Annotated in this window: 21 protein-coding genes; 15 read left to right on the forward strand and 6 right to left on the reverse strand. The window is 66.3% G+C overall.

Going from position 1 to position 26,143, the window contains the following annotated elements; genetic code table 11:
* The first annotated feature begins 98 nt into the window (after nucleotides 1–98).
* From U6115_RS11860 to U6115_RS11880, 5 genes are all read left to right on the forward strand, one after another.
* Nucleotides 99–935 (forward strand): SDR family oxidoreductase, encoded by an 837-nt coding sequence (locus tag U6115_RS11860; RefSeq protein WP_043573740.1) that lies wholly within the window; start codon nucleotides 99–101, stop codon nucleotides 933–935.
* A gap of 183 nt (nucleotides 936–1,118) precedes the next feature.
* Nucleotides 1,119–2,912, forward strand: coding sequence for an ABC transporter substrate-binding protein (locus U6115_RS11865; RefSeq protein WP_043573742.1), 1,794 nt, complete (start codon nucleotides 1,119–1,121; stop codon nucleotides 2,910–2,912).
* 21 nt (nucleotides 2,913–2,933) lie between these two features.
* Nucleotides 2,934–3,875, forward strand: coding sequence for an ABC transporter permease (locus tag U6115_RS11870; RefSeq protein ID WP_043573744.1), 942 nt, complete (start codon nucleotides 2,934–2,936; stop codon nucleotides 3,873–3,875).
* Between the two features lie 15 nt (nucleotides 3,876–3,890).
* Nucleotides 3,891–4,937, forward strand: coding sequence for an ABC transporter permease (locus tag U6115_RS11875; RefSeq protein WP_043573746.1), 1,047 nt, complete (start codon nucleotides 3,891–3,893; stop codon nucleotides 4,935–4,937).
* A 10-nt stretch (nucleotides 4,938–4,947) separates the two neighbouring features.
* Nucleotides 4,948–6,651: an ABC transporter ATP-binding protein gene (locus U6115_RS11880; protein ID WP_043573748.1), complete on the forward strand. Its 1,704-nt coding sequence runs from the start codon at nucleotides 4,948–4,950 to the stop codon at nucleotides 6,649–6,651.
* Between the two features lie 78 nt (nucleotides 6,652–6,729).
* Here U6115_RS11880 and U6115_RS11885 read toward each other — a convergent pair whose 3' ends face one another.
* The gene (locus U6115_RS11885) at nucleotides 6,730–7,104 is read right to left on the reverse strand and encodes a hypothetical protein (protein WP_043573750.1); all 375 of its coding nucleotides are present in this window, start codon (nucleotides 7,102–7,104) and stop codon (nucleotides 6,730–6,732) included.
* Nucleotides 7,105–7,242: 138 nt separating this feature from the next.
* Here U6115_RS11885 and U6115_RS11890 point away from each other — a divergent pair, with 138 nt between their 5' ends.
* Nucleotides 7,243–7,902, forward strand: coding sequence for a hypothetical protein (locus U6115_RS11890; RefSeq protein WP_146008302.1), 660 nt, complete (start codon nucleotides 7,243–7,245; stop codon nucleotides 7,900–7,902).
* Here U6115_RS11890 and U6115_RS11895 read toward each other — a convergent pair.
* Nucleotides 7,881–8,771, reverse strand: a complete 891-nt coding sequence (locus U6115_RS11895; protein WP_043573754.1) for a LysR family transcriptional regulator — start codon at nucleotides 8,769–8,771, stop codon at nucleotides 7,881–7,883. The two genes, U6115_RS11890 and U6115_RS11895, sit on opposite strands and share 22 nt — an antisense overlap.
* Before the next feature lie 89 nt (nucleotides 8,772–8,860).
* Here U6115_RS11895 and U6115_RS11900 point away from each other — a divergent pair, with 89 nt between their 5' ends.
* The 9 genes from U6115_RS11900 (at nucleotide 8,861) to U6115_RS11940 (ending at nucleotide 21,279) form a co-directional block, all read left to right on the forward strand.
* Nucleotides 8,861–9,310: a multidrug/biocide efflux PACE transporter gene (locus tag U6115_RS11900; RefSeq protein ID WP_043573756.1), complete on the forward strand. Its 450-nt coding sequence runs from the start codon at nucleotides 8,861–8,863 to the stop codon at nucleotides 9,308–9,310.
* A gap of 3 nt (nucleotides 9,311–9,313) precedes the next feature.
* Nucleotides 9,314–9,646, forward strand: coding sequence for a DMT family transporter (locus U6115_RS11905; protein ID WP_043573758.1), 333 nt, complete (start codon nucleotides 9,314–9,316; stop codon nucleotides 9,644–9,646).
* Nucleotides 9,647–10,079: 433 nt separating this feature from the next.
* A complete protein-coding gene (gene bcsR / locus U6115_RS11910) occupies nucleotides 10,080–10,280 on the forward strand; it encodes a BcsR/BcsP family cellulose biosynthesis protein (protein WP_043573760.1) in 201 nt (66 codons plus the stop codon).
* A gap of 11 nt (nucleotides 10,281–10,291) precedes the next feature.
* Nucleotides 10,292–11,050, forward strand: a complete 759-nt coding sequence (gene bcsQ / locus U6115_RS11915; protein ID WP_157889405.1) for a cellulose biosynthesis protein BcsQ — start codon at nucleotides 10,292–10,294, stop codon at nucleotides 11,048–11,050.
* Nucleotides 11,047–13,638 carry a UDP-forming cellulose synthase catalytic subunit gene (bcsA, locus tag U6115_RS11920; protein WP_043573764.1) on the forward strand — a complete coding sequence of 864 codons (2,592 nt, stop codon included), beginning with the start codon at nucleotides 11,047–11,049 and terminating at the stop codon, nucleotides 13,636–13,638. The genes bcsQ and bcsA overlap by 4 nt, the downstream gene beginning before the upstream one ends.
* Nucleotides 13,635–15,905 (forward strand): cellulose biosynthesis cyclic di-GMP-binding regulatory protein BcsB, encoded by a 2,271-nt coding sequence (bcsB, locus tag U6115_RS11925; RefSeq protein WP_052257984.1) that lies wholly within the window; start codon nucleotides 13,635–13,637, stop codon nucleotides 15,903–15,905. The genes bcsA and bcsB overlap by 4 nt, the downstream gene beginning before the upstream one ends.
* A 7-nt stretch (nucleotides 15,906–15,912) precedes the next feature.
* Complete coding sequence (bcsZ, locus tag U6115_RS11930; RefSeq protein ID WP_043573766.1) at nucleotides 15,913–17,034, forward strand: cellulose synthase complex periplasmic endoglucanase BcsZ; 1,122 nt, start codon at nucleotides 15,913–15,915, stop codon at nucleotides 17,032–17,034.
* Nucleotides 17,019–20,870: a cellulose synthase subunit BcsC-related outer membrane protein gene (locus U6115_RS11935; RefSeq protein WP_043573768.1), complete on the forward strand. Its 3,852-nt coding sequence runs from the start codon at nucleotides 17,019–17,021 to the stop codon at nucleotides 20,868–20,870. The genes bcsZ and U6115_RS11935 overlap by 16 nt, the downstream gene beginning before the upstream one ends.
* A gap of 10 nt (nucleotides 20,871–20,880) precedes the next feature.
* Nucleotides 20,881–21,279, forward strand: coding sequence for a hypothetical protein (locus U6115_RS11940; protein WP_043573771.1), 399 nt, complete (start codon nucleotides 20,881–20,883; stop codon nucleotides 21,277–21,279).
* A 131-nt stretch (nucleotides 21,280–21,410) separates the two neighbouring features.
* On the opposite strand, the gene bcsG is transcribed toward U6115_RS11940, so the two are convergent.
* The 4 genes from bcsG to U6115_RS11960 all read right to left on the reverse strand — a co-directional run bounded on the left by bcsG (nucleotide 21,411) and on the right by U6115_RS11960 (nucleotide 26,119).
* The gene (gene bcsG, locus U6115_RS11945; RefSeq protein WP_052257985.1) at nucleotides 21,411–23,024 is read right to left on the reverse strand and encodes a cellulose biosynthesis protein BcsG; all 1,614 of its coding nucleotides are present in this window, start codon (nucleotides 23,022–23,024) and stop codon (nucleotides 21,411–21,413) included.
* On the reverse strand, nucleotides 23,021–23,251 hold the full coding sequence (locus U6115_RS11950; RefSeq protein ID WP_043573774.1) for a hypothetical protein: 231 nt from the start codon (nucleotides 23,249–23,251) through the stop codon (nucleotides 23,021–23,023). Before U6115_RS11950 ends, bcsG begins: the two co-directional genes overlap by 4 nt.
* 9 nt (nucleotides 23,252–23,260) lie before the next feature.
* Nucleotides 23,261–24,868 (reverse strand): cellulose biosynthesis protein BcsE, encoded by a 1,608-nt coding sequence (bcsE, locus tag U6115_RS11955; protein ID WP_043573776.1) that lies wholly within the window; start codon nucleotides 24,866–24,868, stop codon nucleotides 23,261–23,263.
* Between the two features lie 135 nt (nucleotides 24,869–25,003).
* Nucleotides 25,004–26,119, reverse strand: a complete 1,116-nt coding sequence (locus tag U6115_RS11960) for a type 1 periplasmic-binding domain-containing protein (RefSeq protein WP_146008301.1) — start codon at nucleotides 26,117–26,119, stop codon at nucleotides 25,004–25,006.
* Nucleotides 26,120–26,143 lie beyond the last annotated feature (24 nt).

A 26,143-nucleotide genomic window follows, 5' to 3' on the forward strand; every position in this document is an offset into this window, starting at 1 on the left:
AACGACAGTGCCGCTGTCAGATGTTTGTCATGTGGCCGATTCCGGCGCCGCGGCGATTGGTGTAGGGTTGGACGTTTGCCCATCGCGCGAGGTTTTTCATGCCAGACATCCAGCCTTCCATCTTGATCACCGGTTGCTCCAGCGGCATCGGCTACCACAGCGCGAAAGTGCTGAGCCAGCGCGGCTGGCGGGTGTTCGCCAGCTGCCGCCGTCCAGAGGACGCGATGCGTCTGCGAGAGGAGGGACTGGAGTGCCTGCAGCTGGATGTGGACGACCCCGCGTCCATCCAGGCGGCGCTGGCCGAGGTGCTGGAACGAAGCGGCGGTCGGCTGGACGCGCTGTTCAACAATGCCGGCTTCGGCCAGCCGGGCGCGGTGGAGGACATTTCGCGCCAGGCGATGCGCGAGCAGTTCGAGACCAATCTGTTCGGCCCGTGGGAGCTGACCAACGCGGTGCTGAAAGTCATGCGCGCCCAGGGCCACGGCCGCATCGTGTTCAACAGCTCCATCCTGGGCTTCGCCGCGATGCGCTGGCGCGGCGCCTACAACGCCAGCAAATTCGCGATGGAGGGCCTGTGCGACACGCTGCGCCATGAGCTGCACGGCACCGACATCCATGTTTCGCTGGTGGAGCCGGGGCCGATAGAGAGCCGTTTCCGCCCCAACGCCTTGGCGCGTTTCTTGAAGAATGTCGATATCGACGCCAGCGTGCACCGCGACAACTACCAGAAACAGCTGGAAAGGCTGAAAAAGGAGGGGCACGCCGCGCCATTCACGCTGCCGGCCACCGCGGTGGCCGAGGCGGTGTGGCGGGCGATTTCCAGCCGCCGGCCCAAGGCCCGTTATCCGGTGACTTTCCCCACCAAACTCTACTGGCTATTGCGCCGCTGGCTGCCGCAGCGCTGGTATGACCATGCCTGCCGCAGCGCCACTTGATGGTCATGCTTTTGGCATTTGAATTTTGTTGATGCCATCTTGATAATTTTTTGTTGATTTACCTGGCATGTTGGCTTTACATTCATTCGCGCCGCTCATGGCTGCTTCGGCACAGCCCTCTGGGCGGCGACAAGAAGATGGGGGCTGATCACAGCTCCTGCGCTACGAAGGAGATAAAACAATATGAAGCACCTGAAATGGCTGCCCATGCTGCTGATGGGCGCCGCGCTCATGCCTCATGCCCAGGCGGCCGATCCCGGCAAAGTGCTCAGGGTGGCGTTTTCCGCGCCAGAGACCGGATTCGACTTGGTCAAAGTGCACGATGTTTATTCCATGGCGGTTGGCGAGAACATCTTTGACGGCCTGCTGACCTATGACTACCTGGCCCGGCCGTTGAAAGTGGTGCCCAATACCGCCAGCGCGATGCCTGAGGTATCGCCAGATGGCAAAGTCTTTACATTCAAGGTGAAACCCGGCATTTATTTTGCGGATGATCCGGTGTTCAAGGGCAAGAAGCGGGAGTTGACCGCGGCGGACTACGCCTACACTTTCAAGCGTTTCGCCGATCCGCTGAACAACGCTCCCAGCGGCGCGTCCTATATGGATTTCATCGCCGGCCTGGAAGAGGCATCCAAAAAAGCCGCTAAAACCGGCAAGTTCGATTACGACACGCCGATTTCCGGCCTGCAGGTGCTGGACCGCTACACGCTGCGCATCGTATTGAAAAAGCCGAATTTCGGATTCCTGTACACCATCGCCGCCAAGGATTCCGGCGCGGTGGCGCGCGAAGTGATCGAGACCTATAGCAAAGACACCCTTTCCCATCCGGTCGGCACCGGTCCGTTCATGCTGAAAGAGTGGAAGCCGGGCAACCGCATCGTGCTGGTGGCCAATCCGGGCTATCGCAAGACGGTGTTCGACGGCTCGCCGGGCAGCGAGCCGGGCGACGCGGAAATCTACCGGTCGCTCAAGGGCAAGACCTTGCCGCAAGTGGGCCGGGTGGAAATCCGCATCATCGAGGAAGACCAGCCGCGTTGGCTGTCTTTCATGAACAAGCAACTGGACTGGATCAACGTGCCTAAGTCGGCGATGAAGTCCGCGTTGAACATCAATCCGGCCGACCCTTACGACACCACCCTGAGGCCGGTGCTCGCCAAGCGCAGCATCCGGCTTAGCCATACGCTCGGCTTGGATGTCACTTACGCCTATTTCAATCTGAAAGATCCGGTCATCGGCGGTTACGGCAAGGACAAAGTCGCATTGCGCCGCGCCATCGCCATGGCCTATCCGTTGCAGAAGGAAGTGATTCCTCTGTTATACGGCAATCAGGCCATTCCGCTTCAGGGGCTGGTGCCTGTCGGCATGGTCGGTTTTGATCCGCATTTCCAGGGACAGGTGCCTTACGACCCGGCTACCGCCAACGCCTTGCTTGACGAGTTCGGTTACAAGATCGGGCCGGATGGCTATCGCACCCTGCCGAATGGCAAGCCGCTGGTTATAGAGCAGGGCACTCAGTCCTCCGCGACCGACAAGCAGTTCAATGAGATCTGGCAGAAGGCTTTTGACAGCATCAAGGTGAGAGTGCGCTTCAAAACCGCCAAGTGGAATGAGAACCTGAAGGCGGCTTACGCCTACAAGCTGCAGATGTGGAGCCTGGGCGGGTCGGCCTCGACGCCGGACGGCGACGATTTCGTCTCCAGCTTTTCCTCGCGCTTGATCGGCCAGGGCAATCTGGCGGGCTATCAGGTGGCGGCTTACGACAAGGCCTACGACGCATCGCAGATACTGCCGGACGGAGCGGAACGTCAGGCCTTGTACAGCAAGATGAACCGCCTGGTCGCGGCGCAGCAGCCCTATGTGCTGGGCGTCACCCGCTTTTACAACGAATTGACCCAGGGTTACGTCAGCGGTTTCAAGCGCCACCCCATTTCCACTTTCGGCGGTTTCTGGCGTTATGTGGACGTCGCGCCGCACTGATCGCCTGAGCGAGGGAAAATCATGATTGCATATGTCATTCGCCGTCTCTGGCAGATGATCCCCACCATGCTGGGCGTCATGCTGCTGGTGTTCGTGCTGTTCAACTGGGTGGGCGGAGATCCCACCTATATTCTGGAAGGCAAGCGCCTTACGCCGGAAATGATGGCCAACTTCCGCGCCCAGATGGGCCTGGACAAGAGCCTGCCCGAGCAATTCCTGCTGTTCGCCAAGCAAGTGCTGACCTATGACTTCGGCAACTCGTGGGCCACTCAGCATTCGGTGGCGCATACGCTGGCCAGCCGGGTGGGCCCTTCGTTGCTGCTGGCCGGCAGCTTGCTGGTGCTGGAGCTGTTCACTGCGCTGCCCATCGCCGTGGCGGTGGCTTATTTCCGCGGCGGCCTGACCGATCGTCTGGTCACGCTGATCTGCACGGTGGCGATGTCGATCAGCTCCCTGGTCTACATCATCGTCGGCCAATACCAGCTTGGCTTCGCGCTGGATTGGTTCCCGGTGATGGGCTGGGACGACGACAGCATCGTCGCCAATCTGTTCGTCTATCTGCCTTTGCCGTTGTTGCTGGGCCTGCTGGTGTCGCTGGCTCCCAGCGTGCGCTTCTACCGCAGCTTCATCGTCGAGGAGCTGAACCACGATTATGTGCGCACCGCGCGCGCCAAGGGTTTGTCCGAACCCAAGGTGCTGTTCAAGCACGTGCTGCGCAACGCGCTGATCCCGGTGGTGACCAACATCACCATGTCGCTGCCCTTCCTGATGCTGGGCTCGATGCTGCTGGAGCGCTTCTTCGGCATTCCAGGCATGGGCAACGAGCTGCTCAACGCGGTGGACAAGAGCGACTTCCCGGTGATCAAGGCGATCACCATCACCATCGCCGCAGCCGCCATGGCGTTCAACCTGCTGGCCGACATCCTCTACAAGTGGATCGACCCGCGCGTTCAGTTGAAGTGAGCGGGGGAGAGATAAATGACGACATTGCAGAATACCGCCGGCGCCGCGCCGGCCGCGCCATCCCGCAGCCTGTGGGCGCTGGGTTGGCAAAGACTGAAGCGCGACCGCATCGGTTTCGCGTCGCTGTGGATCGTGGCGGCTTTCATGCTGCTGGCGCTGGCCAGCTGGCTGGGCCTGATCGGCCGCGGCTGGAACGACGAGATCGCCGTTTCCTACGCGCCGCCCACCGCGATCTACCAGCAGGACAAGTCGGTCGCCGTGCACAAGTCCAAGGCCGCCGAACCGGCGCTGGAAGGCTTGAAACCGGCGGAAGACCCGATCTGGGCGGAAACCCAGCGCGCCCGTCAGAACCGCGACAAATACGTGGTGCCGGAAGTGAAGAAGGCGGAATCGCTCACCTTCGGCGCCGATCAGCGCGGCCGCGACATCCTGGACAAGGTGATCAAGGGCACTTCCACCTCGCTGTTCGTCGGCTTCTTCGGCTCCTTGCTGGCCATCGTCATCGGCGCGGTGCTGGGCGCCAGCGCCGGTTTCTTCGGCCGCAAGGTGGATGATTTCCTGATGTGGTTCTACAGCGTGTTCACCGCGATGCCGGACATGCTGCTGCTGCTGGCTTTCGCCGCGGTGGCCGGCCGCGGCCTGGGCACCGTGGTGCTGGTGCTGTCGCTGACCACCTGGACCGGGGTGTTCCGCTTGGTGCGGGCCGAGTTCATCAAGCTGCGCTCGCGCGAATTCGTGCAGGCCGCCGACGCCATCGGCGCCAGCAGCGCGCGGCGGATGTTCGTCCACATCCTGCCCAATATCTCCCATCTGCTGCTGGTGCAGTTCTCCTTGCTGATGGTCGGCCTGATCAAATACGAGGTGATCCTGTCCTTCCTCGGCTTCGGCGTCGACGTGCGCCAGGTCAGCTGGGGATCGATGCTGGCCGAGGTGCCGGAGGAGTTGCTGCAGGGCTATTGGTGGCAACTGGCGATGGTGGTGGTGTTCATGTCGGTGCTGGTGACGGCGTTCAGCATGCTGACCGATTCCCTGCGCGACGCGCTGGACCCCAAGGTAAAGTGAGGATCACCCGATGAGCAACAACAAACCTTTGCTGTCCGTGCGCAATCTGAAGGTGGGCTTCCGCCAGGAGGACGGCGGCCGCTTCGAGGCGCTCAAGGGCGTCAGCTTCGACATTCCGGCCCACCGCACGGTGGCGCTGGTCGGCGAATCGGGCTCCGGCAAGTCGGTGACGTCGATGGCCATCATGCAGCTGCTGCCGCCGCAATCCAGCGAGATCGATCCGGCGTCCGAACTGCTGTTCCAGGGCCGCAACCTGCTGCGGCTGTCGCGCGGCGAGCTGCGCAAGCTGCGCGGCAAGGACATCGCGATGATTTTCCAGGAGCCGATGAGCTCCTTGAACCCGGTGTTCAGCGTCGGCGAGCAGATCGTCGAGACGCTGACCCTTCACGCCGGCTTGAGCCGTTCCGCCGCCTGGAAGCGCGCGGTGGAGCTGCTGCGCGAAGTGGGCCTGCCGGAGCCGGAAAAGCGGGTGAAAGCCTACCCGCACGAACTGTCCGGCGGCCAGCAGCAGCGGGTGATGATCGCCATCGCCATCGCCTGCGAACCGAAGCTGCTGATCGCCGACGAGCCGACCACCGCGCTCGACGTCACGATTCAGAAGCAGATCCTGCAACTGATCGCCGACCTGCAGAAGAAGCACGGCATGTCGGTGCTGTTCATCACCCACGACCTGGGGGTGGTGGGCGAATTCGCCGACGAAGTGATCGTGATGCGCCACGGCGTGATCCGCGAGCAAGGCACGGTGAAGCAGATCTTCGAAAACCCGCAGGACGCCTACACCAAGGCGCTGCTGTCGTGCCGGCCGCACCTGGACCGCCGCCCGGAGCGGCTGGCGGTGATCGACGACTTCCTCCAGCCGGGCGGCTATGTCGAACCGGCCGAAAGGACACGTGGCTACGCCGCCGGCGACGAAATCGTGCTGGACGTGCAAGGGCTGTGCAAGAGCTTCGACATCCGCGAAGGGCTGTTCGGCAAGCGCCAGTTCCACGCGGTGAAGGACGTGTCGTTCCAGTTGGCGCGCGGCAAGACGCTGGGCATCGTCGGCGAATCCGGCTCGGGCAAGACCACCGTTGGCCTGACGCTGGTGCGGCTGCACCAGGCCACCGGCGGCAAGGCCTTGTTCCACGGCCAGGACCTGATCGGCATGAGCGCCAAGGCGTTCCACGCCTACAAGAAGCGGATCCAGATCATCTTCCAGAACCCGTACGCGTCGCTGAACCCGCGCTTCACCGTCGAGCAGATCCTGACCGAGCCGATGCTGCTGCACGGCATCGGCCAGGACGGCGGGCAACGCCGCAAGCTGGCGCAGGACCTGCTGGACAAGGTGGGCCTGCCGGCGGGCGCGCTGGCCAAGTACCCGCACGAGTTCTCCGGCGGCCAGCGGCAGCGGATCGCGATCGCGCGCTGCCTGACGCTGAAGCCGGAAGTGCTTATCTGCGACGAATCGGTATCGGCGCTAGACGTGTCGGTGCAGGCGCAGGTGTTGAACCTGCTGCAGGACCTGCAGGACGAGTACAAGCTGTCCTACCTGTTCATCTCGCATGATCTGGCGGTGGTGAAGCACATCTCGGACCAGGTGCTGGTGATGAACAAGGGTCAGGTGGTGGAGCAGGCGGATGCGGACGTGATCTACCGCGAGCCGAAGGACAGCTACACCAAGAAGCTGCTGGGGGCGATCCCGCAGGGGTGGAACGCGGCGCTGGCGCCGGCCTGAGTTCTGGTGAAGTCGAAACGAAACCGGCCGCGAAGGCCGGTTTTTTATGTCTATGGTTTCGCGTTCCGCTCGCCGGCGTCAGCCGTCGGCGAAATCCAGGCTGACGGTCCAGGCCGTTTGCTGGCTCACGCTGTAGGAGATCTTGGCCTGGCCGTCGCTTTCCGTGACGCCTAGCAGGCCGCTGCCCTCGTTCTGGCCCAGCGTCAGCTGGTAGAAGCCATCGCCGCCGTAGTCGTAGTCGGGGCCATCGGCGAAGATCACGCCCAGCATGTAGGCGTTGCCGGGGCCGCTCCAGTCCACGCTCAACTGGACCGACTGATCCGGCCCCAGCGGATAGGCGCCGCTCTCGGCCTGGCCGTCTATCAGCAGTGTCTGGTCATCCCAGTTGGGATCGCCTTCGATGAAGACGTCTCGGCTGGAATGGTTTTTCACGGTGACTACGGGTTGGCTCATCTGCATCTCCTTGCGGGCGTGTGTGGGAAGGGCGCCAGGCAAGGATAGGCGGCGGAGCCGGCAAGCTTGCCGACGGCTGTCCTTTCAGCCGGGCGAGATGGGCGCGGACAATCAACCGAATCAATTTGAAGGACGACGATGGGGTGGGGACGTTTGCTGGCCGCGATCGCGGTTTGCAATCTGGCGTATTGGCTGGCTTTGCTGCTGGCGGCCAGGTTTTATGGCATACGGGTGCGGGAGCATTGCGTGGGCATCGGGCCGGTGTTGTTCGGCAATGGCAAGCTGCAGCTGCGCTTGCTGCCGATTTCCGCCTGGGTGCGGATGGCGCTGCTGGCTGACCGCCGGCCGGAGGAGGCGGAACGCGTTTGCCTGGATGCCAAGGCCGTTCCCATTCAGCTGATCGTCGCCGCTTCCGGCTGCGTGGCGCTGCTCTGGCTGGGGGCTTGCCTGAATGAGGGCGCGAGCCTGGATAGTTTTCGCGCAGGCTGGTCGCAACTGCCGTTCGGCGCGCTGCCGCCATGGGGCGAGGCGCAGCATTGGCTGGCCGCGCTGTCGGACTGGACGGCGCAGTCGGGCTTCCTGGCGATGTTGCCGGTGGTCGCGGCCAAGATGGCGGTATTCAATTTATTGCCTTTGCCGGGAGCGGCTGGCGGGATCATGCTGCGCCTTTTGGTCCCGATGGGGGCGCGGCCGGCATTCGAACATTCCAACGTGTTCCGGCTATGGATGGCTGCGCACCTGCTGTGGCTGTTTTGCTGGCTGGCGGCGCTGGCGCTTCATGTCTGGCCATTTGGCTGAGCGTCGTCGGCCGGCCGCGCCAGTTGTTCCAGCAGCCACCCGGCCGCCGCGCCCAGCGGCCTGTTGGCGGCCCACACCAGGTCTACCGGCATCCGCTTGGGCCAGCCGGCCACGTCCAGCTGTTTCAGCTCGCCGCCGCCAAAGCTTTTCACCAGCCAGCACGGCAGTTCAGCCCAGCCCACGCCCAGGCGCGCCATGTCCAGCAGCATCAGGTAGCTGGGCGCGTACCATTGCCGCTGGCCGGCGTGGGCGGGGTTCTTGTCGTTGTAGGTATTCAGCCGCAACTGGCGATGCAGGGCCAGTTGCTGTTCGTCGATGCGGTCCATTCCCGCCAGCGGATGCCGGTATGCGGCGAACAGAGCCAGCTCGCTGGCCTCGCGCTGGCGCTGATGGCGGATATCCGGCGGATAGCGGTCCAGCGCGCCGACCAGGCCCAGTTGGGCGCGGCCGGACAAGATCAGGTCCAGCACGTCTTCCTGCTCCCCGGCCAGGCACTCCAGCTCCAGCAGCGGGTAGCGCGCCTCCAGCCGACAAGCGACGTTTTCCAGCGTTTCGGACTGGAAGGTGTCGGACAGCACGATGGTGAGTCGGCTTTCCACGCCCGCGCTCAGTTGGGCCGCCTGTCGCTGCATGTCTTGGCTGGCGGTCATGATTTGGCGCGCTTGCGGCAGCAGCAGACGTCCGGCCGGGGTGAGGGTGGGCGTGCGAGTGCCGCGGTCGAACAGCAGGTTGCTCAGGTCGATTTCCAGATTGGCGATGGCTTCGCTGACGGTGGACTGGCTTTTGCCCAGCCGCCTGGCGGCGGCCGAGAAGGAGCCGAGCTCGGCGGCGTAGACAAAGGCGGAGAGGGCGTCGACGGAGAGAGTCATATCGGTTTAACCGATGAGTGGTATTTTTATAGTATCCGGAAAGCCAATCATAATGCCAAGCATTGAACTTCAGCAGTCGGGAGAAATCGATGCAAGCGGCAAACAAGAAACTGGGCGAGCGAGTACTGCATGCGGTGCTGTACGAGGCTTGCGCGATGGCGTTGCTGGTGCCTTTGGCGGCGCTGGTTATGCAAAAGGACGTGCTGCACATGGGCGCGCTGGCCTTGATGATGTCGACGGCGGCCATGTTGTGGAACATGGTGTTCAACGCGCTGTTCGAGCGCGTGGAGCGTCTTTTTGGGTGGCGGCGGACCGCCGGCGTGCGTTGCCTGCACGCGCTGGGTTTCGAGGGCGGACTGGTGATATTGCTGGTGCCGCTGGCCGCCTGGTGGCTGGATAGCGGCTACTGGCAGGCTTTCCTGCTGGATTTGGGCTTCTTTGTGTTTTTCCTGCCTTACACCTATGTGTTCAACTGGCTGTACGACCATCTGCGGGAGCGCTTTGTCGCTCGGCGGGGCTTGTCGGCCGCAGTGGAGTGATCGATGAAAGTCTGGCTGTTCCTGATGGGGGCCATCCTGTCCGAAGTGGTGGCCACTTCGGCGCTGAAGGCGTCGGATGGCTTTACCCGGCTGTGGCCGTCGCTGTTGACCGCCGGCGGTTATCTGCTGGCTTTTTACCTGTTGTCGCAGACCTTGCGCGAAATCCCGGTGGGCATCGCCTATGCCTTGTGGTCCGGCATCGGCATCGTGCTGGTTTCGCTGATCGCCTGGCTGCTGTATGGCCAGAAGCTGGACGCGGCCGCGCTGGCCGGTATGGCGCTGATCATCGCCGGCGTGGCGGTGATCAATCTGTTTTCCCAGTCGTCCGCGCACTGAGCGCCGCGGTGCGCAAGACGTTTTTCCAGGGCCCCCCTCCAGGGCGGCCTTTGTCATGTGATTTTATACAACACTTTTTTATGCTTTATGATTATTCATATTGGGTGTTTTGTGTCTTTTTGTGGTTAAAAAGTGGCATTTCCATCCGGCATTCATGCCGGATTGTTTTTTCAAGATGCCGCTTTGCTATCAATGGCTTGCGCGGCCAAGGGGATGGCAGTTCGTCATGCCGGCGCGCCGAATATCAGCGATTTGCCGAATAGATTGCGTTATTGTTTGTTTGAATTAAACTGATTTCAATTATATTTACATATCAAATATAGATTCTTATAATCAACGGTTTACTTTAGATTGTTCGGATTGATTCTCACGCCCCAGCGGCGCAAAACTTTGCCGCCGCGATCAACCGGACCCGCAATCTCATCCATACTGTATGCATCAAGACACCTCGCGTTTACGTTTTCATCTGCAGAGTCAGGATTTTCATTATCAGGAACTCGGCCGGGATGCCGAGGTGGTCGAGATCTGCGAGCGCTGGCCTTTACTGCAGGCCATCTATTGCGGTCAGACCGATAGCCGGGAGCGGGAGGACGCCGCGGCGCCTGCGCGCGAAGCGGCGAGCGATACGGCTTGATGGAGCACGACATGGCGATTTTGGCGGTATGCGGAGTGAAGGGCGGCTGCGGCGCCACCACGGTTGCGGCGGCCCTGGCCCTGTTGTGGCAGCGGCAGCAAAGGCCGGTGCTGGCGATGGACTTGTGCCGGCAAAACCTGCTGCGTCTGCATTTCGGCATGGAGTGGCATGAGGCCGATGGCTGGCGGCGGCGGCGCGACGCCGGCGCCGACTGGGCCCGCGCGGCGTGGGAAGTGGGCGACCGCCACCTGACGCTGGTGCCGCATGGCCGGGTGGAAGAGGATGTCGACCAGGAAGGGCCGGAACCGGAAGAATGGCTGCGCGACGAGCTGGCGCAGCTGGAGCGGCAGCCCGGTCAACGCACGGTGCTGGACCTGCCGGCGCGCGGCGTGGCCGAGCGGCAGCAGGGCCTGAAAGCCGCCAGCCACGCGCTGGTGATGCTGTCGGCCGACCCCGCCGCCTGCGCGTTGCTGGACGCGGTGGAAGCAGAGCTTCACGCCGGCGGCTTGCCGGCTGAGCGCATCTTTTTCGTCATCAATCATTTCAATCCGCTGCGCAAGCTGGACGGCGACGTCGAGCTGCTGCTGCGCAAGAAGCTGGGACCCAGGCTGGCGCCGTTGCCCATCCACCGCGACGAGGCGGTGCGCGAGGCTTTCGCCAAGCAGCAGCCGCTGTTCGATTACGCGCCGGCCAGCCAGGCGGCCGATGATTTGCGCCAGCTGGCGGTATGGCTGTCGGTTAGGCTGGACGCGGGGCGGAGCGGCGCATGAGCTTGCGGGGGGCGGATTGGCGCGCGTGGTGCCTGCGGCTGGGTTTGCTGCATCCGGCCGATGCGCCGCGGCTGGCGTTTGCGCTGCTGGGGCTGTTCTTCGTCGCGCCGACAGAGGGCTGGGCGGCTTGGGGCAGGGCGGCGCGCCGCTATTTTCCGCAGGTGGATTTTTCCCGGCCGCGGCCGGCCGATCCGCTGCGCATACTGCTGCAGCTGCTTTGGCTGGCGCTGGTCAAGCCGCCGCGCGCGCCGGGGCCCAGGCGCCAGGCGCGTTTGCCGGCGCTGCTGCAGTTCGCGCGCCGCGAGCTGGCGGCTGTTTCCGCCCAGCGCCGCCGCCTCGCCGGCTGGCTGGAGGGGCGCTTTCCGCGCTTGTTCGATCCGGCCAGCCTGCGCGGCTCGGTGGAGGGCATAGCCGAACACGCCTGGTGGCAAAGCGCGGCGATCCGAACGATTTGCTACCTGGCGGCGGCATTGCTGGGCGTGGTTCTGGTGACGACGCCGTTCGACGAATACTCCCAAGCAGTGTTCACCGTGGTGCTGTTGCTGATGGCGCTGTGGGTGCGGCGCATCCCCGGCCCGGTGCCGACGCTGATTCTGATGGTGTTCTCCATCGCGGTGTCCACCCGTTACATTTGGTGGCGCACCACCTCCACCATCAATGACGACACCTGGCCGAATCTGATCGCCGGCGTGATCCTGCTGGGCGCGGAAATGTATGCCTGGCTGGTGCTGCTGCTGGGCTTCTTCCAGTCGTCGTGGATGCTGGAGCGCAAAGTGGTGCCGCTGCCGGCCGATACTTCGCTGTGGCCGAGCGTGGACGTGTTCATCCCCATCTACAGCGAGCCGCTGCGCGTGCTCAAGCCCACCGTGTTCGCGGCGATGAGCATGGACTGGCCGGCCGACAAGCTGCGGGTGCACATCCTGGACGACGGCACCCGCGACGAAATCCGCAATTTCGCCGCGCAAATCGGCGTCGGCTACATCGTCCGCCAGGAGCACAAGCACGCCAAGGCCGGCAACATCAATCACGCGCTTGGCCGCACCGACGGCAGCTTCGTCGCCATCTTCGACTGCGACCACATCCCCACCCGTTCCTTCCTGCAGACGACGATGGGCGGCTTTCTCAGGGATGAGAAGCTGGCGCTGGTGCAGACGCCGCACCACTTCTTCTCCGCCGATCCGTTCGAGCGCAATCTGAACACCCGCGACAAGGTGCCCAACGAGGGCGAGCTGTTCTATGGCCGGGTGCAGGACGGCAACGACTTGTGGAATGCCTCCTTCTTCTGCGGTTCGTGCGCGGTGCTGCGCCGCGACGCGCTGATGTCGGTGGGCGGCATCGCGGTGGAAACCGTTACCGAGGACGCGCACACCTCGCTGAAGATGCACCGCCGCGGTTACCACTCCGCCTACATCAACCTGGTGCAGGCCGCGGGCTTGGCCACCGAAAGCCTGTCCGCCCACGTCGGCCAGCGCATCCGCTGGGCGCGCGGCATGGCGCAGATCTTCCGCAGCGACAATCCGCTGCTGGGCAAGGGGCTGACGCTGGGGCAGCGCTTCTGCTACCTCAACGCGATGATGCACTTCCTGTACGGCATCCCGCGCCTGGTTTTCCTCACCGCGCCGCTGGCCTTCCTGCTGTTCCACGCCTACACCATCTACGCGCCGGCGCTGGGCCTGGTGCTGTACGTGGTGCCGCACATGGTGTTTTCGGTGATGTCCAACTCGCGGATGCACGGCGAATTCCGCCGCTCCTTCTGGGGCGAGGTGTACGAGACGGTGCTGGCCTGGTACATCACGCTGCCCACCACGGTGGCGCTGCTGTTTCCGGGCCTGGGCAAGTTCAACGTCACCGCCAAGGGCGGCGTGGTGGAGGAAGACCATGTCGATTGGAACATCACCAAGCCCTATCTGTTTCTGCTGGCGCTGAACCTGCTGGGCGTCGGTTTCGGCGTCTACCGGATCTGGAGCGGGCCGGGCAACGAGATCGGCACCGTGCTGGTGAACCTGTTCTGGGTTGGCTACAACACGCTGCTGCTGGGCGTGGCGCTGGGCGTGGCGCGGGAATTGCGCCAGGTGCGGGTGTCGCACCGGGTGGAAAGCCGCCTGCCGGTATCGCTGCACCTGCACGACGGCAAGGTGTATCCCTGCCATACGCTGGATTACTCCGAAGGCGGCATGGCCTTGCAGTTGCCCGAGGGCCTGCAGCTGAAACTGCGGCAGAACACCGAGCTGACGGTGTCGATGCGCCGCAGCGGCCGCAGCTTCGCGCTGCCTTGCCGCCTGGTGTTTTCCAAGGGCGGCAGGCTGAGCGTGCGTTTCGTCGGCCTGACGCTGGACGAGGAAATGGCGCTGGTGCAATGCACGTTCGGCCGCGCCGACGCCTGGCTGCAAACCGGCGAGCGCGCGCACGAGGGCACGCCGCTGGGCGGCGCCTGGGACATCTGGCGGATGGGCGGCGGCAGCTTGTGGCAGCTGGCGCAGCAGTTGTTTTCGCCGCTCGCGGTCCGCAATGGCCGCTGGGCCGGCTTCTGGAATTGGCTGGGCAGCCTGCTGCCGCGGCAGCCGCATCTTCATCGGGACATCAAATGACAAGCCGCATACCAAGAAAAACCCTGTCCATTCTGCTGTCCGGCCTGCTGCTGGCGGCGCCGGCGCTGAGTGTCGGCGCCAAGGAGGAGACGGCGGCCGCGCAGCCGCCGGTCCAGGCGGCGCCGCTGGTCACCACCCGCACCCTCAGCTTCAAGCAGATGGGCGCCGGCTACCCGCTCAAGATGCGCGGCGACAATAGCCTGGTCGGCGTCGGCTTCGGCAGCCGCGGCGACGAGGTGATCACCGGGCTGACGCTGCATCTGCGCTACACCTTCTCGCCGGCGATGCTGGCCGACCTGTCGCACGTGCAGGTGCTGCTCAACGACGAAGTGGTGACCGTGCTGGCCTTGCCCAAAGAGCAGGGCGGCAAGCCGCAGCAGCTGACCCTGCCGCTGGACCCGCGCCTGCTGGCCAATTTCAACCAGCTCAAGTTCCGCCTGATCGGCCATTACACCAACCGCTGCGAAGACGAAACCCACAGCAGCCTGTGGGCGGAGATCAGCAATGCCAGCGAACTGCAGATGACGGTGCAGGCGCTGCCTTTCGTCAATGATCTGAGCTATTTCCCGGAGCCGTTCTTCGACCGGCGCGATTTCTCGCCGCTGAAGCTGCCCTTCATTTTCGCCGCGCGGCCGTCGCAAACTTCGCTGCAGGCGGCGGGCGAACTGGCCTCGTGGTTTGGCGCCCAGGCCGGCTGGCGCGGCGTGCGCTACAGCGCCGCGCTCAACAGCCTGCCGGCGGCGCAGCACGCCATCGTTTACGCCGTCAACGGCCAGCGTCCCGACTTCCTCGCCAAGCTGCCGCCGGTGAACGCGCCCACCATCGCCATCGTGCCGCATCCGGAACGCCCCGAGCGCAAGCTGCTGCTGATCCTGGGCCGCGACGACAAGGACCTCAAGCTGGCCACCGACGCGCTGGTGCTGGGCCAGGCTGGCATGAGCGGCAGCCAGGTGGCGGTGCGCGGCATCAAGCTGGAAGCGCCGCGCAAGCCCTACGACGCGCCCAACTGGGTGCGACCCGACCGGCCGACCCGGCTGGGCGAGCTGGTGGACAATCCGCGCGACCTGCAGGTCACCGGCCAGCAGCCGGCGCCGGTGCGCGTCTCGTTCCGCGTGCCGGGCGACCTATTCACCTGGGGCAGCCGCGGCATTCCGCTGGACCTGAAATTCCGCTACACCGGCCAGCAACAGGCGACCGGCTCGCGCCTCAACATCGGCATCAACGAGCTGTTCGTGCAAAGCCTGAACCTCAACGCCAGCGGCGTGGGCAGCACCCAGACCAGCCTGCGCCTGCCGGTGCTGGAAAACGGCTTGCTCAGCAATATCGACCGCATCCTGCTGCCGCCTTTCCGCGTCGGCAGCCGCAACGAGATGCAGTTCCAGTACGTGTTCGCCGCGGAGAAGCAGGGCGAGTGCGCCAATAACCTGGCCGACGGCAACCGCGCGGCGATAGACCCGGACTCCACCATCGATTTCAGCGGCTATCCGCACTACGCGGCGCTGCCCAACCTGGGCTTGTTCGCCACTTCCGGCTTCCCGTTCACCCGGATGGCCGACTTGTCGGACACCGCGGTGGTGCTGCCGCGCCAGCCGGCGCAGCAGGACATCGGCGCCTTCCTCAATGTGATGGGCCAGATGGGCCAGTCCACCGGTTACCCGGCGCTGCGCTATCGGCTGGTGGACGAGGGCGCGCTGGACAGCGTCAAAAAAATGGACCTGCTGATCGTGGGCAACGCCCGCAACCTGGGCTTGCTCAAAGCCTGGCGCGACAAGCTGCCCACCACGCTGGACAGCGCCGGCCGCAAGGTGGCTGAGGGCGAAACCACCGATCTGCCGGCCGGCATGGGCCAAGCGCCGGGCCAGGCGGCCGGCGGCCGCATCAACGGCCAGGTGGACTTCGCCGCCCAGGGCAAGCTGGGCGCGATCCTGGCGCTGGAATCGCCGCTGGCCAGCGGCCGCAGCGCGGTGATCGTCACCGGCAGCGAGCCCGACGCGCTGGCGCTGGCGACCGGCGCGCTGGCCGACGACGGCAAGGTGGCGCAGATGTCGGGCAGCGCGGTGCTGGTGCGCGGCGACACCATAGACAGCCAGCAACTGGGGCCGGTGTACTACGTCGGCAACCTGCCGCTGTGGACCTGGGTGTGGCTGTTCCTGTCCGCCCATCCGCTGCTGCTGGCCGGTTTGTCAGCGCTGGCGGTGCTGATCTTCGCCTTCGCCATCCTGCGCCTGTTCAAGGCGCTGGCGGCGCGCCGCATCCGGGAGTCCTGAGGTGGGCATGCCGCGACGCGCGCTGCTGGCGGCGCTGGGCGCGCTGGCCATATCCACGGCCCGGGCCGCGCCGTGCGACGGCTGGCCGGCCTGGCAGGATTTCCAGCGCCATTTCGTTTCCGACGGCGGCCGGGTGCTGGACCGCGGCGCCGACGGCCAGCCCACCACTTCCGAAGGCCAAAGCTACGCGCTGTTCTTCGCGCTGGCCGCCAACGACCGGCCGGCTTTCGACAAGCTGCTGCGCTGGACCCGCGACAACCTGGCCGGCGGCGACTTCAGCGCGCGCCTGCCCGCCTGGCAATGGGGCAAGCGCCCAGACGGCCAGTGGGGCGTGATGGATGACAACAGCGCGTCCGATTCCGACCTGTGGATAGCCTACAACCTGCTGGAAGCCGGCCGGCTGTGGCGCGAGCCGCGCTATACCGCGCTGGGCAAGCTGCTGGCCTTGCGCATCCTGCGCGAGGAGGTGGCCGACCTGCCGGGCCTGGGGCCGACCCTGCTGCCCGGCCGCTACGGCTTCAGCAAGCCGGGGCTGACCCGGCTGAATCCCAGCTATGTGCCGCCGCAACTGGTGGCGCGCATGGCGCACGCCTTGCCTGGCTCCGGCTGGGCGGCATTGCGCGGCACCTCGCAGCGCCTGCTGCTGGAGAGCGCGCCTGCAGGATACGCGCCCGACTGGGCGGCTTACCGCCAGGGCTTTTCCGCCGACGCGGCCAGCCAGGCCGCCGGCAGCTACAACGCCATCCGCGTCTACCTGTGGACCGGCATGCTGGCGCCGGACGCGCCGGGCCGGGCGGCCTTGCTGGCCAAGTTCAAGCCGATGGCGCAACTGGTGGCCAAAACCGGGCTGCCGCCGGAAACAGTGGACACCCGCAACGGCAAGGCGCAGGGCACCGGGCCGATAGGGTTTTCGATGGCGCTGCTGCCTTTTCTGCAAGCGCAGGACGAGCAGGCGGCGCTGCAGGCGCAGTTGCTGCGTGTGGAGGCGATGCCGCTGTCGGAGCGGCCGGATGCCTATTACGACCATGTGCTGACACTGTTTGGCCAGGGTTGGCAGCAAGGCCGATATCAGTTCAACGCGAATGGCGAGCTCAAGCCGGCCTGGGAGGGCGCATGCGCGGCATCCTGAGCGCCATGTTGGCGGTGGGCTTCAGCGGCGCGCTGCATGCGGCGCCGGCGGCGGTGGATCCGGCGCAGGCGCTGCTGGAGCAGGCCAGGCTATGGCAATCGCTGGGCCGGCCGCTGGAAGCGCAGCAGGCGCTGGACAAGCTGCAGCGCATCCATGCCGCCACTGCGCAGGATCGTGCCGAGGCGCTGACCCTGCAGGCGCTGGTGCAAGTGCAGCAGCGCCAGGATAAGGACGCGCAGCAGACGCTGGCCAAATTGCGCAAGCTGTATCCCGGCTATTCCGGCATCGCCCGCGTGGAGCAGATGCGCCGCATCATGGGGCCGGACCGCAACAAGCTGCTGACCGCGCGCTCCCTGTTCAACAGCGGCAAGATCGAACAGGCTTACGCCGCATTCAACGCGCTGTACCAGGGGCCGCCGCCGGAAGGCGCGCTGGCGCTGGAGTACTGGCAATTGGTGGCGCGGCTGCCCAATGGCGGCTGGGCCCGCAGCCAGGCCGAGTTGAAAAAGCTGATCCGGCAAAGCCCATCCAATCACCGAAACCGCCTGGCGCTGGCCAGCATCTATCTGCTGCACCCGCCGGTGCCGGCTTCCGTGCTGGCGGACCTGAAGGCGCTGACGCAATTCTCCGACAGCCGCAGCGAGGCGCTGGGCTTGTGGCGCCGCGCGCTGCAGCAGTCCGACCTGCCGGATGACGCCTATCTCGCCTATCTCAAGGTGGAGCCGGAGGACGAATTGGTCAGCTCGCGGCTGGCGTCGTTGCAGGATGGCCGGCGCAAGCGGCGCGAACAGCTGGCCGACCCGGCTTACCGCGCCTTGCTGGCGGCCGACAAGCAGCTGGACGCCAACCAGCTGGCGGCGGCGGAAAAAAGCTTGCAATTGGCGGCCAGCCGCTACGGCAAGCAGGCCGGCTATCTGCAAAGCCTGGGCCGGCTGCGCGAGAAACAGGGCCGCTACGCCGACGCGGTGGCCAGCTATCGCCAGGGCCAATCGCAACAGCCGGACGACAAGGGCTGGAAGCGCCGCATCGCCGACGCCCAGTTGGCCGACCTGCTTGCGCGGGCGCAAGCGGCGATGCAGGCGGGACAATGGCAGGCGGCGCGCGCGCAATTGGACCAGGCCGGCAAACAGCAGCCCGGCAATGTCGACGTGCTGCTGGCCGACGCCGAATGGCAGGCGGGGCAGAAGCACGCCGTCCGCGCGCGCCAGCTGTACCGCCAAGCCTTGCAGAGCAAGCTGGACAGCGGCCAGGCGCTGGCGGGCCTGCTGCGCACCTATCTGGATGCCGGCGAGTACGCGCAGGCGGCCGAGATGCTGCGCGCGCTGCCGCCGAAGCAGCAGCGCGCGCTGGGGACGTCCTACCAGTCGGCCCGCGCCGACGTGGAGCGCGAACTGGGCGACCGCCTGCTGGCCCAGGGCCAGCTGAGCCAGGCGCTGCCGCATCTGCAAAAGGCGGTGGATTTGCAGCCGCAAAACACCTGGAACCGCTACGCGCTGGCCAACGCCTGGCTGGCGGCCGGCGACGCGGCCAAGGGCGGCGCCATCTTGCGCCAGTTGGCCGACGCGCCGGCCGCCAGCCCGGAAAGCCTGTACGCCTACGCGCTGTTCCAGGCCAAGCGGGAAGACGATCGCTCGGCGCTGGGCGCCTTGCAGCGCATCGCGCCGGACGCGCGCAGCGAAGGCATGGCGGCGCTGCAGCGCCGGGTGTGGCTGCGGGAAACCATGCGCCAGGCCGACGCCCAGCTGGCTTTCGGCCATGCGGCCGAGGCGCGGCGCAGCCTGCAAAACGCCGAACGTCTGATGCGCGGCGATCCGGCGCGGCTCTCCGAGCTGGCGCAGGCCTGGCTGCGCGCCGGCGACGCCGAGCACGCGCGCCAGATGCTGTTGACGCAATATCTGGAACAGCCCGGCGCCGACAATGAACTGGCCTACGCCGACCTGCTGCTGGACCTGGGCGACGCGGCGGCGGCGGCGCCGTTGCTGGCGGCTTCCGCCCAGACGCGGCAGGACATGAACGATGAGCAAAAGCGCAAGCTGGCCGATCTGCAGGCCGCGCTGGCGTCGGCGCAGGCGGACGCGGCGCGGGACGCCGGAGATGGCGCCCGAGCGCAAGCCATCCTGCTGCAGGCGGCCGCGGCGGCGCCGCAGGACGCGCGCCTGCAGCGCAAGCTGGCCGATTACGATATGGACGCCGGCCGCTGGGGCAGCGCGCGCGCCCGCTTGCGGCAAGTGTTGAGCCAGCAGCCGAACGACGACGAGGCGCAGCTCCAACTGGTGGATCTCTACATCAAGACCGGCCAGCGCGACCTGGCCGTGCAAGGCGTGGACGCGCTGCTGCGGGACAAGCCCGGCCGCAGCCTGGACTTCCGCCTGCGGGCGCTGACGCGCCTGGGCGACGCCGGCGAGACGGAGCGGCTGGATCGCGAAATCGCCGCCTTGCTGGCGCAGGGGGTGAAGAGCCCGGCGCTGATGGGGCAGGCGGCGCGGCGCGCCCGGCAGCAGGATAGGCCGGCCCAGGCGCTGGCCTGGTATCGCGCCGGTTTCGCCCCCGCCGGCAACGAAGTGCAGACCACCGCCAACAGCGGCCTGCTGCTGGGGCAGCAGCCGTTGCGGCCAGTGCCGGCCGAATCGGCGCAGCAGGAAGGCTTGCACGAAGACTACGCCGAATTGCTGGACGCGCGCAGCGTCAAGATCTGGCAGGGGCTGGACCTGACCTACCGCAGCGCCGACAACGGCACGCCGGGCCAGTCGCAGATGACGATGTGGCAAGCGCCGCTGCTGGTGGAATTGCCGGCCCCGCGCGCGGGCAAGTACTTCCTGCGCGCCGACGCGGTCAGCATCAACGCCGGCTCGCTGGACAACAGCCTGGGCAACGATTACGCGCTGCAGCGTTTCGGCTCGGTCGCCGCCTGCGCCGCGCAGTCCGGCAGCAGCGTGCAAAGCTGCGCCGGCCAGTACGGCGCGCAAACCGCGCAAGGCGCGGCGCTGGGGCTGGGCTACGAGAACGAGCATTGGCGGGTGGACGCGGGCGTCACGCCGCAGAGCTTCCCGGTGTCCAATCTGATCGGCGGCGTTCGCTATTCCGACAGCGTCTCCATCCTGAACTACAAGCTGGAGGCCGCGCGCCGCCCGGTGACCAGTTCGCTGCTCAGCTACGCCGGCGTGCGCGATCCCTACACTGGCCAGACCTGGGGCGGGGTGGTGGCCACAGGCGTCGGCGGCAGCCTGGGCTACGACAAGGGCGGACGCTTCGGCGTGTGGTCGAATTTCGCCTATCAACAGCTGACCGGCGAAAACGTGGCCGATAACCGCAAGCTGACGGCGATGGGCGGCGTCTACTGGCGCTTGCTGAAGGAGCCGACCCGGCAAGTGACGGTGGGCGTCAACAGCATCAATTTCTGGTTCCAGAAAAACCTGGGCGAATTCACTTTCGGCCAGGGCGGCTATTACAGCCCGCAGCGTTACAACTCGCTGTCGGTCCCGCTCAGCTACGCGGCGCGCAATGAGCGCTGGAGCTGGCTGGGGCGGGCGTCGGTTTCGGTGTCTAGCGCCAACGAGGCGGCGTCGCCGTTCTATCCCACCCGGCCGGACCTGCAGGCGCAGGCGGGCAATCCGTACGTCAGCGCGAGTTCGGGGCCGGGCTGGGGGGTGTCGCTGAGCGGCGCGTTCGAATACCAGCTGACCGCCAGGCTGGCCCTGGGCGGCATGCTGGAGTACCAGCATTCGCAGTACTACCAGCCGGGGCGGGCGTTGTTCTACCTGCGTTACCAGCCGGACGGCGCGTCGCTGACGCTGCCGTTCCCGGTGGAGCCGCTGCAGCCGTATTCGAGCTTCTGAGGAGAATGACGTGAATCTGCTCAAAATGGTGGGCTGTTGTCTGGCCATCGCGCTGCTGCCGCAGGCGGGCATGGCGGCATCCGTCGAGCTGGACGCCGCGCGCGCCTGGTACTGGCAGCACCCTTACCAGCCGGAGGCGATCAACCGCCTGGCGCTGCAACTGGTCAAGGCAGGCCAAACCGGCAGCGCCATCGTGCTGCTGGAGCGGGCGGCGCGCATCGCGCCGGACCGCGAGGACATCCGCGCCAACTTGCTGCGGCTGCAGTCCGGTTCGCGCCAGGTGGTGGACGCGCCGTGGGCCGGGCAGGGCCCGGAGCCGGCCGATGCCGCGCCAAGCCAGCCTCTGGCAGCGCCCGCCGCCGCCGAGGCCTTGCCGCCGCCCTGGCCCATGCCCGCCGCCAAGCCATAGCGGCAGGATGCTTGCGAAATGCCGGTCACGGAACGCGTGGCCGGCATTTTTATTGTCCGCGCGCCTGGGCGGGGCGTAAAAAAGCGGCCCTGGACAGGGCCGCTTTGTGGCAGGTGGGGCCGAGGGGGCGATTATTGCACCGGGTACTCGGTCCAGTCGCCGCCGTCCTGCTGCAACAGGAAGCGCTTGCCGCTCTGCATCACGATGGAGCTGGCGCTTTCCGAAACATAAGGCGTCGTCGGCAGGTCGCGCGCGAACTCGGCCGGCTGGTAGTCGGCGCCGAACGGGCTCTTGGTCATCATCCGCGACAGGATGGTGGACACCGCCAGATAGCTGCTGGGCTGGTCGATGCGGACTTGGCTGGGGTGGGCCTGGCCGCCTATCACCTTGACGGCCGCCGGCACGATGGTGATGTGCGGCGTGGGGATCTCGCGCAGGCCGCTGAATTGCTGCTTGTCGCCGCGCAGCGCGGCGCCGTGTTCCGGCACCAGCACCAGCACCATCTTGCGATGGCTCTTTTCCAGTTGGTCGATGAACTGGGACAGGTCGGCGAACAGCCGGTTGGCCCGGTATTTGTAGCTGTCCATGGTGTTCAGCCCGGGCGCGCTGGGGATGCGGTTGCCGTCGTGCAGGCTGATGGTGTTGTAGTAGGTGGCCACGTGCGCGCTGCTGTCCTGCTGGCGTTGCTCCAGCCAGCGGTTGAGCACCGCGTAGTCGCTATAGATGGGCGTGTTGTCGAAGGAGCGCAGGCCCACCGGCAGGCCCTGCTGCGAGATCAGCGGCTGGTTTAGCCGGCCGTCGCTGCGGATCTGCTTGAGGAAGTCGTCGAAGCTGCCGTCGTGGTTCATCGTCAGCTCGGTCTTGAAGCCCAGCGCCGCCAGGTCTTCAAACAGATAGCATTCCTTGGGCGCGCTCTGGTACAGCTCGCTGTGCTTGGGCTGGCCGCAGCTGGCGCGCAGCACGCGCAGCGCCGCCGGGCCGCTGTACGGGGTGGCGGAGTTGAAATTGCTGAACAAGAAATCGAAACGCCCCAGCAGCGGGTGCTGGTCCATGCCGATGGCGCGCAGGTCGTCCCAGGACAGCGAGCAGACATGCAGGATCAGCACGTCGAAGCCCGGGTCGGCCAGCGGCCCCTGGAATTTCACCATGCGCTGGCCTTCGCTCTTGAAGAAAGCGGCCAGTTGCTGGTCCGGCGTCTGCGCGGCGTTGGGCGCGGCGCCCGCAGTCGCCGCGCCGCTGTCGGCCACCGCGGCGGCCGGCGCGCGCGGCTGCTCCTGCCACAGCTGGCGTCCGCTCAGCCCCAGCAGGGAAATCATCACGATGGTGCCCAGCCGCAGGTAGCGCGACAACAGCCAATAGCCGCACAGCAGGATCAGCGCGCCGGTCAGCAAGGACAGCGACAGCACGCGCCCGGCCAGATCCAGCAGGTAGTGGAAGCTGAAGCCTTGCAGCGTGGACAGCTGCTGCAGCGCCATCGACGGCGAGGGCAGCCAGCTGTCGTGGTAAAGCAGCGCGGCGCCCGCCAGCAGCGCCAGCGCGGCGCGGAGGCGCAGGCGCGTTTTGCCGGAGATCGGGATCAGCAGCGCCAGCGCGAAGGCGAGATTAGGCAGCGGGTGCAGGTTGAGCGTGCCCTGCCAGGACAGCAGCAGCTTGGCGATGAAGTAGACGCTCCACGTGCCCAGCCCCAAAGAGCGGGGGGCGGCGGGCGCGACGGTGTCCGGCGTGGCGGATTGGCTGGATTTCATGATGGCTTGTGGCCCGGATCGGCGCGCCGGCTCTTGGCCAGCGGCGCGTCATCCTGCTGGCGCAGGCGTTGCAGATAGGGGTGGGGTTGGAAGTGGCGCATCCGGCGCGACAGCAGCTCGCGCAGCCGCGGCAGCAGCCGGGCGTGCAGCTGGTAACCGGCGATGCCGGCCGCCAGCGCCGCCAGCAGCACCAGAAACTGCAACTGGCTCAATTCGGGATTGAACATATCGGTCCTTTATTGGCTGCCGTGCCGCCGCAGCGGCGCGCGTTGCAGGGTGGGCGGCGTGTGCGCGTGGCGGCTGTCGCGCGGGCGCGGCGCGTCCGACAGCTGGCGGCTGAGGTCCGGCAGCTTGTCGAAGCCGGACTGGCGCGACAGCTGCGACAGCGCCAGCTGGATGCTTTCGCTGTCCGCGCTGCGCACCTCGGCCTGGGCCACTTCGCCTATCGGCATGCGGAACAGGTTGCCCAGCGCGGCGTCGGCGTCGGCCTCGCGGCAGGCGAACAGGAACAGGTAGGCGTATTCGCCGTCGGCGGTGCACAGGTCGCCGGCGCGCTGGAAGCGCCCCAGCGCCAGCAGTTCGGCCGGGCTCGCGCCCAGCGCCGGCTGCAGGCGGATGAACATATTGCTGACATCGATGGCGCGGCTGCGCTGCACGGTGCCGGCCACCACCTCGACGAAACGGGCCGGCGGCAGGTAGCCGCGGTCGGCCTCGGGCCGGCTGGCGGCGCGCAGGGCGTCGGCTTCGACATGTTTTCTGCCCTGGTACACCGCCTGGCGCAGCGAGTGGACGATGCTGGCCAGGCTGGAAAAGCGCAGCTCCGCCGGCAGCACCGCGTTGGCGCCCAGCCGCAGCAGCAGCTGTTCCTCGTTCTGGCGCAGCCGGCGGTTGCCTACCTCGCGCACTACGATCTTCAGGCGCTTGCCGCATTGCTGGCGCAACTGCGCGACGGCGTTGCCCAGCACTTCCTTCTTGCTGCTGGCGGTGTCCAGCAGCACGGTGGCCGCCACTGCCTCGCGGGCGGCTTCCAGCAACTGGGGCAGGTCGTCGAACAGCCGCCAGTGCGGGGTGGGCGGGGTGTTGCCGCTGAGGGCGGCGTTGGTGGCCAGCACTTGCAGCGCGTCGGTGGCGAGCCGGCTGTGGCCCTCGGTCGCGTCGCCGGCGTCTTCTTCGGCTTCGCGCTGCGCGCTGAGCAAATGGCGCGGGCTCAGTTCCAGCGTGCGCAGCCTGGCGGTTTCCGCCGGCCCGGCGCCCAGCCAGTGCGCGATCTGCCAGCTATAGAAGCCGTCGCCCAGCGGCTGCGCGTACACCATGCCGGCGCAGTCGCTGCCCAGCTGGCTGAGGGCGGCCAGCGCGGCGGCGTCCAGATGGCTGCTGTCCAGCAGCAACAGCAGCGCATGGCCCTGGCGCGCCGCCCAGTGGCTGCAGGCCTGCAGCGCGCGGCGCGCCAGGGCCGGCTGCTGCAGCGGCAGATAGTCTTCGGCGTGGTCCAACGCCACGGTCATGCCGCCGCCGGCAGGCTGCAGCAGCTTGCGGCAGCGCGCCAGCTCATCCAGATAGGCGTCGATTTGCTGAGCGGAGGATTTGCGCGGCTTGCGCGGGGAGAGCAGATGCAGATTGCCGGCGTGGATGCGGCGGTCCAGCCAGGCGGTGTCTTGTTGCGCGGCGGGTTGCTGCCGGCTGGCGCAGATCAGCGGCTGGCTGCCGGCCGAGGGCAGGTTGGCGAACAGCAGCGCCTGGGCCAGCGCCGGGCCGGGCGCGGCGATCAGGTAAAGCGCCCCGCCGTTCAGGGCGGCGGCGGACGGCGGAATCCCGTCTATGCCCAGGCTTTGGGTGGTGTCCATTGCAGTATTTTGATTCCAGATTATTTAAATAGTATCAGCCGCATGCTTTTCAATCAAACCACGCCGCGGCTTTTGCCATCTGTCATGCCTGGTTGGAGTGTAGCGCAGCGCGCCAGGATGTCGCCGCGCGCGGGGTCAAGGTTTTTTCAGCCAGATGCCGAGATAGGCTTGGCGATAAGCCTGGTCGTCTTCGATGTCGCCGTCGCGCGGGTGGGCCAGCAGCTTGTCCTGGGTCACCAGGATGGGCTTGCTGACGAAGCCGCTGGGCGGCTGGCGGGCGAAGCCGCGGTTCAGTTCGTCCGCCATCTGCCAGCCTTGTTGGTTGCAAGGTTCGGCCACGGTGGCCTTTTGCTGCGAGATGCCTTCGCGGATGCGGTTCATCGCCGAATTGGAGCCGTCGCCCGCCGAGATGTTGACGATGTCCGGCCGGGCGGTCTGGTGCAGCGGAAAGTTGATGTTGTCGAAGTACAGATCGTTGATGGCCAGCGTGTGGGTCCAGGCCGCGCCGTATTTCTGCGCCAGCCGCGGCACTCGTTGCGGGATCAGCTGCGCGGTCTTGCTCAGGTCCACGTCTTCCATGGCCAGCACCTTGCAGCGCTTGCAGCGCAGCAGCGCGTCCTTCATCGCGTTGGCCTTGCGCATGGCGATGGAAAAATGGGAGTCGGTGAAGATCACCGCGCCCAACGTGCCGGTGCTGCTGCCAATGGCGTAGCTGACCGCGGTTTGGGCCACGGCGATGGGGTCGGTGGTGACGTTGGCGAACAGCTCTGCATTGGGACCCGGGCTGCTGCCGGCGTGCCAGCCCACCGCGACCTTGCCCATCTGCTTGAGCAACGCCAGTTCCAGGTGGTAGCCGGCGCTGTCGGCGCCCACCAGCGCCACTCCGGCGACGTCCTTGGCGGTGGCTTGCAGCAGCAGTTGTTCACGCACCGAGTCGTTGCTGCTTTTGGCGTCGGCCACCGTCACCCGCCAGTGCAGATAGCCGGCGGCGTTGAGAAAGCTGCGGGTGGTTTTGGAGATGCCGCCGTTGCGCAGATCGTAGGCGATCAACAGCACATGGCGGCCGCTTTGCGCCGGCGGGCCTGCGGCCGGGGCGACGGCGTTCGGCGCGGGCTCCGCCGGCTGAGCGGCGGAAGATATCAGGAGGGAAAATGCCAGCAGCCGCGGCAGGGCGCGGCGCGACAAGGCGCGCAGACAAGGTGGGGAGGATGCGCGCAATCGGCTGGCCGGCTCGGCTTGGGTCGTCTCCATGCTCAAATATAGCAAGCGGCCTGC

The sequence above is a fragment of the Chromobacterium subtsugae genome (assembly GCF_035919665.1).
GTDB classification, from domain to species: domain Bacteria; phylum Pseudomonadota; class Gammaproteobacteria; order Burkholderiales; family Chromobacteriaceae; genus Chromobacterium; species Chromobacterium subtsugae.